This is a genomic window from Herbaspirillum sp. meg3, assembly GCF_002257565.1.
Taxonomy (GTDB): domain Bacteria; phylum Pseudomonadota; class Gammaproteobacteria; order Burkholderiales; family Burkholderiaceae_D; genus Herbaspirillum.
In genome coordinates, this window is record NZ_CP022736.1 from 3,741,003 (window position 1) to 3,757,601 (window position 16,599).

Genomic DNA, 16,599 nt, shown 5'->3' on the forward strand with positions numbered 1-16,599 from the left:
CAAAAGGCAGAACACCGATGCCAGGGAGCTGCACGCAGTGAACGCAGAAGTCCATTATCGCACGCGAATCATTTCTTCTCTGGCCGAAATTGGCCAAAGCCCGTGGGATTCGCTGGTCGCGGCGCAGCCGGACGCGACGCCCTTTTTATCCTATGCCTTCTTGCATGCATTGCATGAAAGCGGCTCGGCCGCCAAAGACACCGGCTGGGAACCGCAATACCTGACGCTTTGGCAAGACGATCAGCTCAAGGCCGCCCTGCCGCTTTACCTGAAATATCACTCCTATGGCGAGTATGTGTTCGACTGGGCCTGGGCTGAAGCGTACGAGCGCCACGGTTTGCCGTACTACCCCAAGCTCTTGTCCGCGATTCCCTTTACGCCGGTGAGCGGGGGACGTTTGCTGGCGCATGACGACACCGCCCGGCAAGCGCTGGTGCAGGCGTTGAGCGAATTGCAAAGTGCCGCGCAGACGTCCTCGACACACATCCTCTACCCGCCCGAAGCGGAAGCGGCGACGCTGTCCGAAGCCGGCTTCATGCTGCGCAGTGGCGTGCAATTCCATTGGCACAACGAGGGCTATCGCGACTTCGACGAGTTTCTGTCCACGCTGGAACGCAAGAAGCGCAAGAATATCCTCGCCGAACGGCGCAAGGTCGCCGAAGCAGGCGTGACTTTCCGCCATTTCAGCGGCGGCGAGGCAACGGAAAAGGACTGGCGCTTTTTCCATCGTTGCTATCGCCATACCTATTCGGCCCACTATTCAACGCCTTATCTGAACCTAGATTTCTTCCTGCGCATCGCCGCCGACATGCCGCAGCACCTGCTGCTGACGGTTGCCTATCGCGACGGCAAGGAGATCGCCTCGTCGCTGGTGATCCATGATCACCAATCGCTGTACGGTCGCTATTGGGGCGCGCTCGAAGAAGTCCCCTGCCTGCATTTTGAAACCGCCTACTATCAGCCGCTGGAGTTTTGTATCGCCAACAAGATCGCCTGGTTCGAAGGCGGCGCACAAGGTGAGCACAAGATGGCGCGCGGCTTTCTGCCGCAAAAAACCTGGTCAGCGCACTGGCTGGCGCATCCGTCGTTTGCCGATGCTGTGGAACGCTTCCTCGAACGCGAAGGAGGCGGTATCAACGACTACCTGAGCGAACTCAACGAGCGTAATCCTTTCCGCACATCACCTCAAAGCTGATTCGCCCACTGCGGACAAGGCGAATAATGTGAGCGCTATGGACGTAAAAAAGCGCACTCTTGAGTGCGCTTTTTTGTCGGCAACGCCGGAATTACTCGATTACTTGGCTTGTTGCTTCTTGAAGGCTTCGACGCCAGCCAGGATTTCGGCCTTGGCGGATTCAGGACCTTCCCAACCGTCGATCTTGACCCATTTGCCCTTTTCCAGATCCTTGTAGTGCTCAAAGAAATGCTGGATCTGCTTCAGGCGCAGTTCGTTCATGTCTTCCGGCTTTTGCCAGTGCGTGTAAATCGGCAGCACCTTGTCGACCGGCACGGCCAGCAACTTGGCGTCAATACCGGATTCGTCGGTCATCTTCAGCACGCCGATAGGACGGCAGCGCACCACGACGCCTGGGAACAGCGGGAACGGTGTAATCACCAGCACATCGACCGGGTCGCCATCTTCCGACAGTGTTTGCGGGATGTAGCCATAGTTGCACGGATAGTGCATGGCGGTGCCCATGAAGCGATCAACGAAAATCGCGCCGGTATCCTTATCCACTTCGTACTTGATCGGATCGGCGTTCATCGGGATCTCAATGATCACATTGAAGTCGTTAGGCAGGTCGCGGCCGGACGGGACGTTATTCAGGCTCATGGTGCTTTCTCGTAAGGAAATGAAGAAATGGGGAAAGCCGAGATTATAACGGCATTCAGATCATCAGCCAGAACATCCGGCCTGAATATACGTGCTCTTGAAGCCGGGCAATAAAAATCGCCGCTGGATCCAAGTCAGGATGCAGCGGCGATTTTGTACAAATATCAATTATGAAGTTTTAGCGAATTGCCGTGGCCAATGCACATTGTTTGTAATGCGCAGCAGCTTGTTCATGCTGATCCAGCGCGTCGTGCAATTGCGCCAGGCTCAGATGCGATTCACGCACCGTGCGCGGCTCCAACGCGTCCGACAAGGCCTGTTCCAGATGACGTTGCGCCTTGCCCCACAGTTTTTGACGCAAGCAGAACATACCCAGCGTCAATGCCAGTTCGGCATCGGTAGGACGCTTTGCCAGCCAGGATTCGCAACGCTCAATCTGCGCCAGCAAAGCCGGTGAACCCGCTTCTGCCGTGGACTCGCGATAAGCGCGAATCAAGCGATCATCCCAATCTGCGGCCAGTGCGCGCTCCAGCAAGGTACGTGCTTCATCGTGCAGGCCGCGGCTGCTGAAAGCCTGCGCAGCGCGTGCAGCGATGAAAGGCTTGAGACGATCGGCATTCGGCACCTCGGCCCACAGACGGCGGATCGATTCGGCGTCGTGCGAACGGTCCGACAGCAAGGCGTCGTACGACATTTCGCGCAGCCGGTTGGACAGGGCCGGATGCAGCGCGTTGCGCTTGTCCAGCGTCTGCACCAGACGCAACACTTCGGGCCAATTCTTCGCTTGCTGGTTCGCCTTGAGCGCCCATTGCAATGCCTGGATATGGCGCGTGCCGTTGGCATTGAGTTCGTCGACGGTTTCCAGCGCGGCTTTGAACTGGTGGTCATCAACCAGCAATTCGAGGCTGGTCATCAGCCGCGCAGCCTTGAGTCCATTGTCACCGTCGGTGCTGGCCAGCCAGATGTCGCGACGCTCGGTCTGGCGCATGCGATGTGCAGCACGAGCGCCGACCAGCGCGGCGATACCGGCGTTCTCAGGCAGTTCGGCGGCACGTGTGGCGGCTTTTTCAGCGTGACCGAAGCGGCCTTCAAAGAAGGCTTTCAGAGAATCGCGCAAGGCCTTGTTGCCTTCGTTTTCGCGCTTTTGACGGCGATAAGCCATCACGCGGCCAGGCAGTTTTTGCGTCAGACGCACCGCACGGATCAACACGTACAAGGCGATGAACAGAACGATGACTGCCAGCAGGAAGAAGTTCAGCGACAGGTCAACCCGGTATGGTGGATAGAACAGCACCACATTGCCGGGATTGAAGCGTGCCACTACCGCCAGGCCGATGGCGGAGGCAAACAGGGTAAGAAGCCAGAGGAGAATTCGCATATAACTGTTAGGCCGCTTTAATTGGTACGCCGGCTTTTGTAATTACGCACCGCGTTGATGCTTTCGCTGAGCGTCGGCATCTGGATCGACAGGTTGCTGCCCTGGACTTGCTTCAACAGCGCTTGCGTGGTCTGCACTTGCTTGGCGCGGGTATCGAAGTATTTGGCAATTGTGTCCTGTGCTGCACTCAGGTCGTTGCGGAAAGCAAACTCATTGCGTGACAACAGCGCCAGGCGCGCATTGAGCAAGCGCAGCTTGAGGTTTTCACGAGCGTAGTAAGCCTGGGTCGGCGACAACAGTAATGCGTCAGGTGTATCGACGCTGCGGATGCGAACCAGTTGCTTCAACTCTGTCCACATTTCCGAGCTGATGCTTTGCCACTTGTCTTGCGCATTCGCCAGCCAGTCGTTCGCCGGTACGGTATCGACAGGCTGACCTTTGCCGTTTGGCTTGGCGGTGCTGCTTGCCTTCGGCGCCTGACGAATGGGTTGCTTCTTCGGCTCGGTGACCGAGACGACCGGTTTTTCGTCGGACAGCAAAGGCATGCTGTCGATCTGGCCAATGACGCTGTCGAGACGCACGGCGATGCCGGGCACGTCAACGGTCGGCAGTGCTTTCAGACGATCCTGATCGCGCGCGATGGCACGGCGGATGGCGATAAATTGTGGTTTGTCCGAGCGCGACAGGCTCTTGTCGGCGTTGCCCAGTGCGATCAAAGCGCCCTGCACGTTACCGGCCAGTTCCAGTTGCTGGCTTGCGGTCGACAAGACTTCTTCGATTTCAGACAAGGCCCAGTCGTCGCGATTTTTGGAGAGATCCTGATACAGCTGTTCCAGCGCCAGTTGCTGGCTTTGCGATTCAGCCTGCTTGCTGTCGAGGACGCTGACCTTGGCTTGCAATTCCTTGGTGCTTTCCTGGACGGTCTTGAGTACGCCCTTGACCTCGGTGTTGGCGACGTCGCCGGTTTGCAGCCGGCGCGCGACTTCTTCGCGCAGGCCGCGAATTTCGGAATGCGACATCCACCATTGCGCCACCAGCACGATGGCCAGCACGACAACAAGGAAAGTCAGCAGTCGCAGGCGCTTTTTCAGGACGCCGTTGTCCGATGGTGTGAAGGAAGGGAGCACCATGCTCGCCTGCAGTCCGGGATCCGCTTTCGCGTCCGGCTGGTTCTGGTCGGGGGAGGATTGCAGTTCGTTCATGGTCGGGATTGTAACGCGGCAAGCAGTCGTTCGTCGCCTGATCCGGTCATGGTCACATGGGAGAAAGCCAGCGATCGCGCTGTTTCAGCGATCCTCTGGTGCGAAACGATCATTTTGTTACGTTGTAGTTTTACCACACACTCGGCGCCGAGTACATCCGTTGTGATCTGCAACAGGTTGCGCAACGCCTCGGAACTGGTGATGATCCATTCGCTCTCGGCGTCGATCAGCGTGCGCAATTGTGTGATTTTTGTCGCATCCATCTGTGGCTCCAGACGCTCATAGGCGGTCACATGTTCCACCGTGATCCGTTCGGCCCGCAACATGTCGGTCAAAAAATCGCGTCCGGCCTGACCGCGCACGATCAGCACACGCCTGCCGCGCAAGCCGTCGAGGTCGAGCGCCTTGAACAATTCTTCCGAATCCATCCGCTCGCTATTACGCGGCGCATGGATGGTCGCGTTGTCATCGCCCACGCCGTAGCGCTGCAACGCCAGCCGGCTGCCCTCACCAACGATGCCGATGGCGACATTGTTCGGCCAGGCTGGAATGAAGCGAAAAGCCGCATCGATCGCATTCGGACTCACAAACACGACCAGGGCGTACTGATCAAGCGAGGACAAGACCGCTTGCAGTTCGCTGGTGTCAGCCACTGGCGCGATTTCCAGCAAAGGAAAGATCACAGCCTCGCGGCCTGCCGCCGCGACTTGTCCCGCAAAGGCTTGCGCCTGCGCCAATGGACGTGTGATGACGACCGGTCGGGAACCGAGATCCGCCACAGCGCTCCTTTCAGAGTGGAATTCTGGGATCGGGTAAGTCGGGATAACTATTCCGCCCCAGCCGATTCAGCCTTGCATGCGGCCAAAATAGCTTCTGCACCCTGCGCTTGCAACAGATCGGCGACTTGCCGGCCCAGCGCTTCGGGTGCATCGGCCGGGCCGCTGGCTTCCGCAGCGGCAATCTGCTTGCCGTCGGGCGTAGCGACCATCGCGCGCATGTGCATCTTGTCGCCGTCGATCGTGGCGAAGGCCGCCAGCGGAATCTGGCAACTGCCGCCGAAAGTGCGCGACAGCGTGCGCTCTGCCGTCACGGTACGGTCGGTCGCTAGATGATTGATCGGGGCCAGCACGCGCTGCAGGTCGGTACGGTCGGCAAGGATTTCGATCGCCATCGCGCCCTGCCCCGGCGCAGGCAGACTTTGTGCCGGAGAAATCGCCGAACGGATGCGCGACTCCAGCCCAAGCCGCTTCAGCCCGGCGACGGCCAGAATGATGGCGGCGTAATCGCCGCGATCAAGCTTGCCGAGACGCGTGTCGAGATTGCCGCGCAAAGGCTTGATGACCAGATGTGGATAGCGCGCAGCGATCAATGCCTGGCGACGCAGACTGCTGGTGCCGACCACGGCGCCCACAGGCAGATCATCCAGTCCGGCGTAGTCGTTGGAGACAAAGGCGTCGCGCGGATCTTCGCGTTCCAGAATGCCGCCGAGCACAAAACCTTCCGGCAGTTCCATCGGCACATCCTTGAGCGAATGTACCGCCAGATCGGCGCGCCCCTCGGCCATGGCGACTTCCAGCTCTTTCACAAACAGCCCCTTGCCGCCAACTTTGGACAGCGTACGGTCAAGGATCTGATCGCCGCGCGTGGTCATTCCGAGGATAGTTATGCTGCACTGCGGATATAATGCTGCCAACCGGTCGCGTACATGCTCGGCTTGCCACATGGCGAGGCGGCTTTCGCGCGAAGCGATGACCAGCTTGGAGGGAGGAAATTCTTTCAAGAGGGCTCTTCCGGTAGTCGCCGAGTCATCTGTGAAGGTGCCCGGCGCATAAAAATATAAAAATAGTGGAGGCAAACAAGTGAGCCAAATTCTAGCACGCAGCACCACTGACAGTTCGACCAGCACGCCCGACTTTCTCCTCTGAAAACCGTAGCAATTGTTGATCATGCCAACTAAACCACAAACTAAAACTTCTGCTCGCAATACCCCTAGCCCTAGCTCCAGCTCCATCGAAAAACGCCCCGTCAAGTCCGCAGACAAGGACGCTCCGCTCAAAGAAGACATCCGCCTGCTCGGCCGTCTGCTCGGCGAAGTGCTGCGCGACCAGGAAGGTGACGCCGTTTTCGAGGTGGTCGAAACCATACGCCAGACGGCCGTGCGCTTTCGCCGCGAATCCGACGCCAAGGCCGGCGCCGAACTCGACAAGCTGCTCAAGAAGCTGACCCGCGACCAAACCAATTCGGTGGTGCGCGCGTTCTCGTACTTCTCGCATCTGGCCAATATCGCCGAAGACCAGCACCACAACCGCCGCCGCCGCGCCCACTTGCTGGCCGGCTCGGCACCACAGCCTAGCAGTGTGGCCTACGCGCTGTCGCGCCTGGACAATGCTGGCGTGTCCGGCAACACCGTGCGCAACTTCCTGTCGGAATCGCTGATCTCGCCGGTGCTGACTGCGCATCCGACCGAAGTGCAGCGCAAGAGTATTCTCGATGCAGAGCGCGAAATCGCCCGCCTGCTGGCGCTGCGCGACAGCCCGCTGACACCGAAGGAGTTGCGCGACAACACCGAACTGCTGCGCGCGCGCATCGCTACGCTGTGGCAAACCCGCATGCTGCGCTACACCAAGCTGACCGTTGCCGATGAAATCGAAAACGCGCTGTCCTATTACCGCATCACCTTCCTGCGTGAACTGCCGGCGTTGTACGACGACATCGAAGAAGAAATCAACGCGCAGTTTCCGTCCCGCGCACGTTCGCGCACCACGCAGGCGGAACTGCCGCCCTTCGTGCAGATGGGCAGCTGGATCGGCGGCGACCGCGACGGCAATCCCAACGTCAACGCCGGCACCATGCAGCGCGCGCTGCAACGCCAGTCGACCACGATCTTCGACTTCTACCTCGATGAAGTTCATGCGCTTGGTGCCGAATTGTCGATCTCGACCCTGATGGTCGACGCCAGCGCTGAGCTGCTGGCGCTGGCCGACACTTCGCCCGACACCTCCAACCATCGCGCCGACGAGCCATACCGCCGCGCGCTGATCGGCGTTTATGCGCGCCTGGCGGCAACCGCCCGCAATCTCGGCGTGGTCAACATCCTGCGCCAGGAAGTCGGCGCCGCTGCGCATTACGACACACCGGAAGAATGCATCAGGGAACTGCAGGTGCTGATCGATTCGCTCAACGCCAATCACGGCGCTGCGCTGGTCAAGCCGCGGCTGGCGGTACTGAAGCGCTCGATTGAAATCTTCGGTTTCCACCTCGCCACGCTGGACATGCGTCAAAGCTCCGACGTGCATGAGCGTGTACTGAGCGAACTGTTCGCCAGCGCGCAAGTGGAGACATCCTATGCCAGCCTGAGCGAAGAAAAGAAGATCGCGCTGCTGCTGGCGGAACTCTCCAAGCCGCGCCTGCTGTATTCGCCGTACCTGACCTATTCAGACGAGACCAATTCCGAGCTGACCATCCTGCGCGCGGCGCGTGAGATCCGCCAACGCTATGGCGCGCGCGCGATCCGCAACTACATCATCTCGCACACGGAAACCGCGTCCGACTTGCTGGAAGTGCTGTTGCTGCAAAAGGAAACCGGCCTGCTGCATGCCGATGCGAAAGATCCATCCAAGCTGGTCGAACTCGAACTGATGGTGATCCCGCTGTTCGAAACCATCCCCGACTTGCGCTGCGCCGCCGACATCATGGAGCAATGGCTGTCGTTCCCGCTGGTGGCGCCGTTGATTGCCAAGCAAGGCAAGCTGCAGGAAGTGATGCTGGGCTATTCCGACTCCAACAAGGACGGCGGCTTCCTCACGTCCAACTGGGAGCTCTACAAATCTGAAAACCGCCTGGTGGAATTGTTCAATCGCGCCGGCGTCAAGCTGCGCCTGTTCCACGGCCGCGGCGGCACCGTCGGTCGCGGCGGCGGCCCGAGCTATCAGGCCATCCTGGCGCAACCGCCGGGCACGGTCAACGGCCAGATCCGCCTGACCGAGCAAGGTGAAATCATTGCGTCCAAGTTCTCCAACCCGGAGATCGGCCGCCGTAATCTGGAGTTGCTGGTCGCCGCGACGCTGGAAGCCAGCCTCATGCCGGAAACCACCGACGCCAAAGAGACCCGCAAGCTGGCCGAGTTTGAGCGCGTGATGGAAGATCTGTCGGAACGCGCCTATCAGGCCTACCGCAACCTGGTCTACGAAACACCGGGCTTCACGGACTACTTCTTTGCCTCGACGCCGATTGCAGAAATCGCCGAACTCAACATTGGTTCGCGCCCTGCTTCGCGCAAATCGACTCGCCGCATCGAAGACCTGCGCGCGATTCCATGGGGCTTCTCGTGGGGTCAATGCCGTTTGCTGTTCCCGGGCTGGTATGGCTTCGGCAGCGCGGTGTCGGAGTGGCTGCAGGAAGGCGGCACCAAAGAGAGCGCCAAGAAACTGGCGGCCCTGCGCGCGATGTACAAAGAATGGCCGTTCTTCGCCGCCCTGCTGTCGAACATGGACATGGTCTTGTCCAAGACCGATCTGGCCGTCGCCTCGCGCTACGCCGGACTGGTCGCGGACCGCAAGCTGCGCACCGCGATCTTCGGACGCATCGTGAGCGAGCATGAGCGTACCAGTCACCTGCTCAGCTCGATCACGGGCAACAAGGATCGCCTGGCCGGTAATCCGCTGCTGGCGCGTTCGATCAAGAACCGCTTTGCCTATCTAGACCCGCTGAATCACTTGCAAGTCGAGCTGATCAAGCGCCATCGCAGCACGGCCGCAGCAGGCAAGAAAGTCGAGGAACGCGTGCAACGCGGAATACACCTGACCATCAACGGCGTGGCTGCCGGTCTGCGCAATACGGGCTGATGAAGTAAAAGAGCCTGATTTTAGTTCTGCGCGTACATCGGCTTGCAGCGTGCCGGTGTACGCGATCATTATCGTGATCCGCCTACCCTTTTTCTCTTCCTGATATCTATCAGGAAAAACACGATAGCAAGTTTCGGAGTGCCGAGGCATCATTCCCCTCCAAGAATGATGTCCCATCTTTCTCCTCTCGGAATACCGATGAAACCCGCCGACCTGCTCCGCCTGCTCACCTTGTCCGCCATCTGGGGCGCAAGTTTTCTGTTCATGCGCATCGCCGTGCCGGAAATGGGCGCCTTGAATACGGCGTTCTTCCGGGTGTTGTTCGGTGCACTGGGCTTGCTGCTCATCCTTGTGCTACTGCGCGTAAAATATCGGTTTCAGGGAAAACTACGTGCAGCAATGCTGCTGGGTGCCATCAATTCCGGCATTCCTTTCGTGCTGTACAGCTTCGCCGCCAAAGTGCTGCCGGCAGGTTATTCGGCTATTTTGAATGCGACAACGCCGCTGATGGGCGTGGTCATCGGGGCGTTATTTTTTGGTGACACACTGACAAGGCGCAAAGTGGCGGGCGTGGTGCTCGGCCTGGCCGGCGTTGCCGTGCTGACAAGAACCGGTCCCGTGGCATTCGACACAGCGACCGTTTTCGGTGCGCTGGCTTGTCTGCTGGCGACCGGTTGCTACGGGCTGGCTGGATTTCTGACCAAGCGCTGGATCACGGATCGCGGCGGACTGGATAGCAAACTGGTGGCGTTCGGCAGTCAGTTAGGCGCGGTTGCGCTTCTGTTGCCGTTTTTTGCGATCACTGCAGGGATGCGAGACAGCCCGCTGCACGGCAGCGCTGGTACGTGGTTTGCTTTGTTGGCATTAGGATTTGTGTGTTAGGCGCTGGCCTACATTTTATTTTTCCGATTAATTGCCGATATAGGACCTGTGAGGTCGTTAACCGTTACTTTTTTGATACCGCTATTTGGTGTCTTGTGGGGTTGGCTGTTTCTGAATGAACAACTGTCCTGGGCCTACGCCGTGGGAGGCGTATTGATCGGGGCGGCGTTGCTGCTGGTGTTGAGACCAGCGGCAGCGAAAACGAAGGCGGCGACGATGCCGCAAGACAGAATCGACAGCAAGCCGACATCAGTCTGACGGCAAACACCGACAGGCGGCCAACGGTTGCACACATAAATATTTGGGGAAGTTCACCATGCGTATCTGGGGCAAAACTATTGCATCGCTCTGTCTGACAGGGCTGTGCGCACAACTTGCTGCTGTTGCAGTTGCGGCGGCGCCGGCTGCCAAAACGGCGCCGCTGCCGCCTTTGCGCACCGAGCGCGTTTTTCTGACCAGCGTAGAGTCACCGGGCGGCAAAGCAACCGCCTTGTTCGGCTTCTGGTTCAAGGGCAAAGGCAAGTCGGACAAGAAACCGACCATCATCGCCATGCACGGCTGCGGCGGCCTCTACAGCAGCGTCAATAAAGAAAAAATCGAATTTACGCCACGCCATATCGCCATGGCGCGCGCGCTGACCGATGCCGGCTATAACGTGTTGTTCCCCGACAGTTTCACGCCGCGCGGCCGCCGCTCGATCTGCCAGGAAACCCTGGCCCAGCGTGAAGCCAGCAGCGCCAATCGCCGTTTCGACATTCAGATCGCCATGCGCTGGCTGGCCACGCAGGACGACGTCGATTACGCCCGCGTGGGCATGGTCGGCTGGTCACACGGCGCCACCACCATGCTCGCTGCATTGAATCTGGCGCAGACCGATGTTGCCGTGCGCAAGGTTCAACCCAAGGCCGCCGTTGCCTTCTACCCGACCTGCACGCCCTATGCCGGCAGCCGCACACCGTATAAGCCTGCGGCGCCTATGCTGATTCTCATGGGCGAGAACGACGACTGGACGCCACCGGAGGCCTGCGAATCCTTGGAAAAGAAAACCGAAGGCAGTGATACCGGCATCACCTTGCGCCTGTATCCGGACACCTACCATGACTTCGATGCGCCTGGCCTGCCCATCCATGTACGCATGGATATCCCGGGCGTGGGCAAACGCGGGGAAGGCGTCACCAGCGGCGGCAATGCTGATTCACGCGCAGAGGCCTATCGTGAGATGCTGAAGTTCCTGAAAGACAAACTGGAATAAGCCAAGGCTGACAACATAAGAAGCGGATGAGGCGCAAGCCTATCCGCTTTTTTTACGCCCGTTTAACTGGCTAACGAGAGGTTCGTAATTGGACCGCGACACAAGGAGCCGATAACAAATAAATAGGCAGTGCCGGAATTTGGAGCGGTCAATTGTGTCAATGCTGCTATGAGCGCTAGCGGATATCCGTCCTTGGGAAATCCCTCGACGCCAACACAGAAATTTTTCGATCTCCTCCTATTCGAATTTCCAGAAAGACACCATGCCCGCCCAACTCAAGATGATTCCGATGACGACTGCCGACTTTGAACGTTTTGTCGAAACTTCGTCGGCCGACTATGCCGAACAATGCCGCCTGACCGGCCTGCCCTCACTGGAAACCAGCCAGCCGGAGGCCTTTGAAAACCTGCAAGTCATGCTGCCGCAAGGGCCGGCTACGCCGGGACAGTATCTGATGCTGCTGCAGGACGAAGAAAGCGGCGCCAGTGTCGGCCAAATCTGGTTTGGAGAGGTGACGGAAGACAACGAGACGTCCGCATTCCTGTACGACCTGATGATTGACCCGGCATATCGCCGGCGTGGTTTTGCTGCTGCCGCACTGGAACTGTTGCAGGAAGAGGTCAAGCTGCGCGGCCTCGGCAGCCTGAGCCTGAATGTATTCGCGCATAACGAAGCGGCGCAGGCGCTTTATCGCAAGGCCGGATTCATTGCCAGCGAGATCACCATGGTGCGGACGCTATCGTCCGACTAAGAGATATCCCTTAGAGATCTCAAAAAAATTGCGGCCGACAATGCGGCCGCAATTCATACAGCACCTGCGAATTTCCGAAGAGCAATTTTCGGATCAGGAAATCAACTCTTCCATCCCCGCGCCCAGTTCTGCCAACGGCGGCAACTCATCGAGCAGCACTTCCGGCTTCACGCCCAGTTTGGCGGCGACATCGTTCGGGAAAGTCGATTCCATTTCCTCGCGGGAATATTTATTCTCTTCCGCACGGGCGCGCCATGCGGCAATGTGAATGACTGCCGCGATTTTGTTGAATGGCGTGACTTCCAGCGGTGTCGGGAAGGCCTTGATGGCATCCGAGAACTCATCAGGGAAGCGCCAGCGCTTGGCCAGCTCGGCACCGACATCGGAGAAGTCATAGCCAAACGTAGTGCGCTCGACATCCAGGCGACGCGCATCGATCGGGCTGGCGATCTTGTCGATCTGCAAGGTTTGCTCCGGCATGACAGCATGCATGACCAGTTGGCCGATGGCATGCATCATGCCAACTGTGAAGGCCAGGTCGGAATTGAGCCCCTGTTTTTTTGCCAGCCATTTGGCGACGATCGCGGTGTGCAGGCTATAGCGCCAGAACAGCTTGAGGTCGACACCCGACATGGACTTGAAGCTGCCGGTCAGGCCGGTGCTCACAACCAGCGTGCGCACGGTCATGAAACCCAGCATCAATACGGCATCATCGACGGTGCCGATGCTGCGTGAAACGTGATAGTAGGAAGAGTTCGCCAGGCGCAACAGCTTGGCGCTCAGCACCTGATCGGCGCTCAATTTCTTGGCGATGTCTTCGATCGACACATTGTCGTTGTTGAAGCTTTCAATGACTTCTTGGACGACCTTGGGAATACTTGGCAGTGCTGCTTGTTGCTGAAACAGTGCTTCAAAATTCATGAGACCTCTCCCCGGATGAGACCACGTGAGCCTGCCAGACTTCTGGTTAACAGACCCAACAAAATCGAATTAGTTGGATTTACAAAACAGCAATTTGAGTATCTTCAAGATTTGGCAAGAGTGCAATGTTTTTTATGCCACTCGCCATTGATATTGCCCCGATGTTGCCATCATGCCTGCATCTGCACCACGCAGAATTTTCCCTATTGACTTGCCTCGGACTTGCCGCCAATTTGCGCCCCCTCAGGATCCGCACCACGCCGGAGCATGCCGTAGCGTGGCTCAAATGTCATCGACTTGCTATAATCGCGTATTCTCCGGGACCCCACTATGACTGCTCAATTATCGAAAAAAGGCGAAGCCTGGTCGGCTCGCTTTTCCGAACCCGTTTCCGATCTGGTGAAACGTTACACCGCTTCTGTCTTTTTCGACAAGCGCTTGGCACAGTTCGACATTCAAGGCTCGCTTGCCCATGCAGAAATGCTGGCGCACCAGCAGATCATCAGCGCACAGGATTACGCCGACATCCAGCGCGGCATGACACAAATCAAGGGTGAAATCGACGGCGGCCAGTTCGAATGGCTGCTCGACCTCGAAGACGTCCACCTGAACATCGAAAAACGCCTGACCGAGCTGGTCGGCGATGCCGGCAAGCGCCTGCACACCGGCCGCTCGCGCAACGATCAGGTCGCCACTGACATCCGTCTCTACATGCGTTCGGCCATCGACGACATCAGCGGCCTGCTGCGCGATCTGCGCGCTGCGCTGGTGGATCTGGCTGAACAACACGCCGACACCATCCTGCCGGGCTTCACCCATATGCAAGTGGCGCAGCCGATTACCTTCGGCCACCACGTACTGGCCTATGTTGAAATGTTCGGCCGCGATGCCGAGCGCATGGCCGACGCCCGCAAGCGCGTCAACCGCCTGCCGCTGGGCGCTGCGGCACTGGCCGGCACCACCTTCCCGATTGATCGCCTGCGCGTTGCCAAGACACTGGGTTTCGACGACGTCTGCCGTAACTCGCTGGACGCTGTTTCCGATCGCGACTTCGCCATCGAGTTCTGTGCTGCCGCTGCGCTGGTGATGACCCACATTTCGCGCATGTCCGAAGAACTGGTCATCTGGATGAGCCCACGCGTCGGCTTCATCGACATCGCCGACCGTTTCTGCACCGGTTCGTCGATCATGCCGCAAAAGAAAAACCCGGACGTGCCTGAACTGGCCCGTGGCAAAACCGGCCGCGTCAACGGCCACCTGATCGCGCTGCTGACCTTGATGAAGGGCCAGCCACTGGCCTACAACAAGGACAACCAGGAAGACAAGGAACCGCTGTTCGACACCGTCGACACGCTGACCGACACACTGCGCATTTTTGCCGACATGGCGAGCGGCATCACCGTCAAGCCGGAAGCCATGCGCGCCGCCGCGCTGCAGGGTTATGCAACCGCGACCGACCTGGCTGATTATCTGGTGAAGAAGGGCCTGCCCTTCCGCGACGCCCACGAAGCCGTCGCGCACGCCGTACGCACCTGCGTCGATCGCAACTGCGATCTGTCGGATCTGACGCTGGACGAACTGCGCGTCTATTCGCCATTGATTGAAGATGACATCTTCGGCGTCCTGACGCTGGAAGGCTCCGTCGCTGCGCGTGACCATATCGGCGGCACAGCACCGAATCAGGTACGTCTGGCGATCGCGGAAGTGCGCAAGTCGCTGTAAGTAAGAACGCGACCAAGGAATAAAGCAATAAGGAAATACCAGCGGCATCCGAACTGCCAACGCGACCCGGATCCCGCTGTACTGAGTCTGTACCAAAAGTAGCAGTGCGAGGTAATCAGCAGGACCGGTCTGTCTCCGGAGAGACCAGCATCAAATCTGTCATCAGTGTCACCTCTGCCTCGGCGGAGTCTGCAGACGGTTGCAAAGCGGCTTATCAGGTTGCAGTGCAGCAGTGTGTTTTAACCGGTTTACGGTATTCTTGACCGGTTGTATCCCAAAGGCCGCACGACGGCCTAAAGAGGATGGAGCAAAATAGGGAGATCCCACCCAAGATTTCCTGCACCGGTTACCTCCGGTTCATATTTCGCGTCATCCTCTATAAGAATATCTAACTAAGGAGAGAACTCGATGCGATTCAACATGCTTAAAACCGCTTTAAAGACCTTGCCTGCACTGATGATCGGTGCAACTCTGGCAAATGCAGCACTGGCTGCCGACGTCAAGCTCGGCCTGGCCGCAGCACTGACCGGCCCTGCCGCCAAATACGGCGTCGCCATCAAGAACGGCTTCACGCTGGCCGCTGACGAAGTCAACGCCAAGGGCGGTGTCAACGGCAACAAACTGGTTCTGATTGCAGAAGACGAACAAGGCAAGAAAGAAGAAGCCATCAACGTCTTCAAAAAACTGATTTTCCAGGACAAGGTGCTGATGGTCTTCGGCCCGACCCTGTCCAATTCCGCTTTTGCTGCTGACCCGATCGCCAACGCCGCCAAGGTCGTCGCTTTCGGCACCAGCAACACCGCCGACGGCATCACTGCCATGGGCCCGTTCACCTTCCGTAACTCCGTCATGGAAGCCGACGTCTTGCCAGTGACCGTCAAGGCCGCCGTCAAGCATTTCGGCATCAAGAAGGTCGCTGTGATCTATGGTAACGACGATGCGTTCACCAAGTCCGGCTACGACGTCTTCAAGGCGACGCTGGAACAGCAAAAGATCCCGACCACAACGACCGAAGCGTATGCCAAGGGCGACGTCGACTTCAAGGCACAGTTGACCAAGATCAAGGCCGGCAATCCTGACGCCATCGTCTGCTCCTGCCTGGCGGAAGAAGCGGCGAACATCATCCTGCAAACCCGCGCGCTGGGCATGAAGCAACCGTTCATCGGCGGCAACGGTCTGAACTCGCCGAAGCTGTTTGAAATCGCCAAGGACGCAGGCGACAACACCCTGATGGGCAGCCCATGGTCGTCGGAAAACCTGACGCCAGCCAACAAGGCGTTCATCGCCGCGTACAAGGCCAAGTTCGGTTCCGACCCCGACCAGTTCTCCGCACAAGCCTACGATGCACTGCACGTGGTTGCCGAAGCACTCAAGAACGTCAAGCTGTCCGGCGCACTGGACAAGGACCGTGACGCTCTGCGTCTGGCCCTGCCTGCCGTCAAGATCGATGGCGCGACCGGCAAGTTCGCCTTCCGCGCTGCGCCTGCCGTCGCCGGCAAGCAAGTCGGCTTCGATGCGCAACAAGAAGCTGTCGTCAGTATCGCCAAGGGCGGCAAGTTCACTCTGCTGAAGTAATTTTCAGCAGGAAGAACGAGCTCAAAGACTCCGGTATTTTTTACCGGAGTCTTTTTGTTCCCACTGCTCGGTTAGTGTCACCAGTTTTACCCAATCGCGAAAAAGAACAGGCTAGCCAAAAGCCGCTTTTCTGATGTAACGAGGGATACATCGCCAGCCTGCCAGCGCATGCATGTTCATGCATGACTGACGGATGAGACCGGCGCTCCTCACCATTCGTCACCACTCTATTCGCAGG

Annotated in this window: 12 protein-coding genes and 1 pseudogene; 7 read left to right on the plus strand and 6 right to left on the minus strand. The window is 58.5% G+C overall.

All coding sequences use genetic code 11. The features are described from left to right. Positions 1–37: 37 nt before the first annotated feature. A complete protein-coding gene (locus tag hmeg3_RS16880) occupies positions 38–1,195 on the plus strand; it encodes a GNAT family N-acetyltransferase (RefSeq protein WP_094564748.1) in 1,158 nt (385 codons plus the stop codon). A 99-nt stretch (positions 1,196–1,294) separates the two neighbouring features. Here the strand turns inward: hmeg3_RS16880 and ppa are convergent, their stop codons facing one another. The 5 genes from ppa to hemC form a co-directional block, all read right to left on the minus strand. After that, a complete protein-coding gene (ppa, locus tag hmeg3_RS16885; RefSeq protein WP_094564749.1) occupies positions 1,295–1,834 on the minus strand; it encodes an inorganic diphosphatase in 540 nt (179 codons plus the stop codon). A gap of 178 nt (positions 1,835–2,012) precedes the next feature. Beyond that, on the minus strand, positions 2,013–3,212 hold the full coding sequence (locus hmeg3_RS16890) for a heme biosynthesis protein HemY (RefSeq protein ID WP_094564750.1): 1,200 nt from the start codon (positions 3,210–3,212) through the stop codon (positions 2,013–2,015). A 17-nt stretch (positions 3,213–3,229) separates the two neighbouring features. Next, entirely contained in the window at positions 3,230–4,414 is a 1,185-nt protein-coding gene (locus hmeg3_RS16895) for a uroporphyrinogen-III C-methyltransferase (protein WP_094564751.1), read from the minus strand. After that, complete coding sequence (locus hmeg3_RS16900) at positions 4,411–5,193, minus strand: uroporphyrinogen-III synthase (RefSeq protein ID WP_094564752.1); 783 nt, start codon at positions 5,191–5,193, stop codon at positions 4,411–4,413. Before hmeg3_RS16900 ends, hmeg3_RS16895 begins: the two co-directional genes overlap by 4 nt. 47 nt (positions 5,194–5,240) lie before the next feature. Next, positions 5,241–6,194 (minus strand): hydroxymethylbilane synthase, encoded by a 954-nt coding sequence (gene hemC, locus hmeg3_RS16905; RefSeq protein WP_094564753.1) that lies wholly within the window; start codon positions 6,192–6,194, stop codon positions 5,241–5,243. Positions 6,195–6,360: 166 nt separating this feature from the next. On the opposite strand from hemC, the gene ppc reads away from it, so the two are divergent. The 4 genes and pseudogenes from ppc (at position 6,361) to hmeg3_RS16925 (ending at position 12,143) form a co-directional block, all read left to right on the plus strand. Continuing rightward, the gene (ppc, locus tag hmeg3_RS16910) at positions 6,361–9,258 is read left to right on the plus strand and encodes a phosphoenolpyruvate carboxylase (RefSeq protein WP_094566414.1); all 2,898 of its coding nucleotides are present in this window, start codon (positions 6,361–6,363) and stop codon (positions 9,256–9,258) included. A gap of 198 nt (positions 9,259–9,456) precedes the next feature. Further along, positions 9,457–10,398 (plus strand): annotated as a pseudogene (locus hmeg3_RS16915) (DMT family transporter). Positions 10,399–10,456: 58 nt separating this feature from the next. Beyond that, positions 10,457–11,392, plus strand: a complete 936-nt coding sequence (locus hmeg3_RS16920) for a dienelactone hydrolase family protein (protein ID WP_094564754.1) — start codon at positions 10,457–10,459, stop codon at positions 11,390–11,392. Positions 11,393–11,654: 262 nt separating this feature from the next. Beyond that, positions 11,655–12,143 (plus strand): N-acetyltransferase, encoded by a 489-nt coding sequence (locus tag hmeg3_RS16925; RefSeq protein WP_094564755.1) that lies wholly within the window; start codon positions 11,655–11,657, stop codon positions 12,141–12,143. 93 nt (positions 12,144–12,236) lie between these two features. Here the strand turns inward: hmeg3_RS16925 and hmeg3_RS16930 are convergent, their stop codons facing one another. Next, positions 12,237–13,064, minus strand: coding sequence for an HDOD domain-containing protein (locus tag hmeg3_RS16930; protein WP_094564756.1), 828 nt, complete (start codon positions 13,062–13,064; stop codon positions 12,237–12,239). Between the two features lie 330 nt (positions 13,065–13,394). Here hmeg3_RS16930 and argH point away from each other — a divergent pair, with 330 nt between their 5' ends. After that, entirely contained in the window at positions 13,395–14,786 is a 1,392-nt protein-coding gene (gene argH, locus hmeg3_RS16935; RefSeq protein WP_094564757.1) for an argininosuccinate lyase, read from the plus strand. A gap of 408 nt (positions 14,787–15,194) precedes the next feature. Then, positions 15,195–16,361 carry an ABC transporter substrate-binding protein gene (locus hmeg3_RS16940; protein WP_094564758.1) on the plus strand — a complete coding sequence of 389 codons (1,167 nt, stop codon included), beginning with the start codon at positions 15,195–15,197 and terminating at the stop codon, positions 16,359–16,361. Positions 16,362–16,599: the final 238 nt, after the last annotated feature.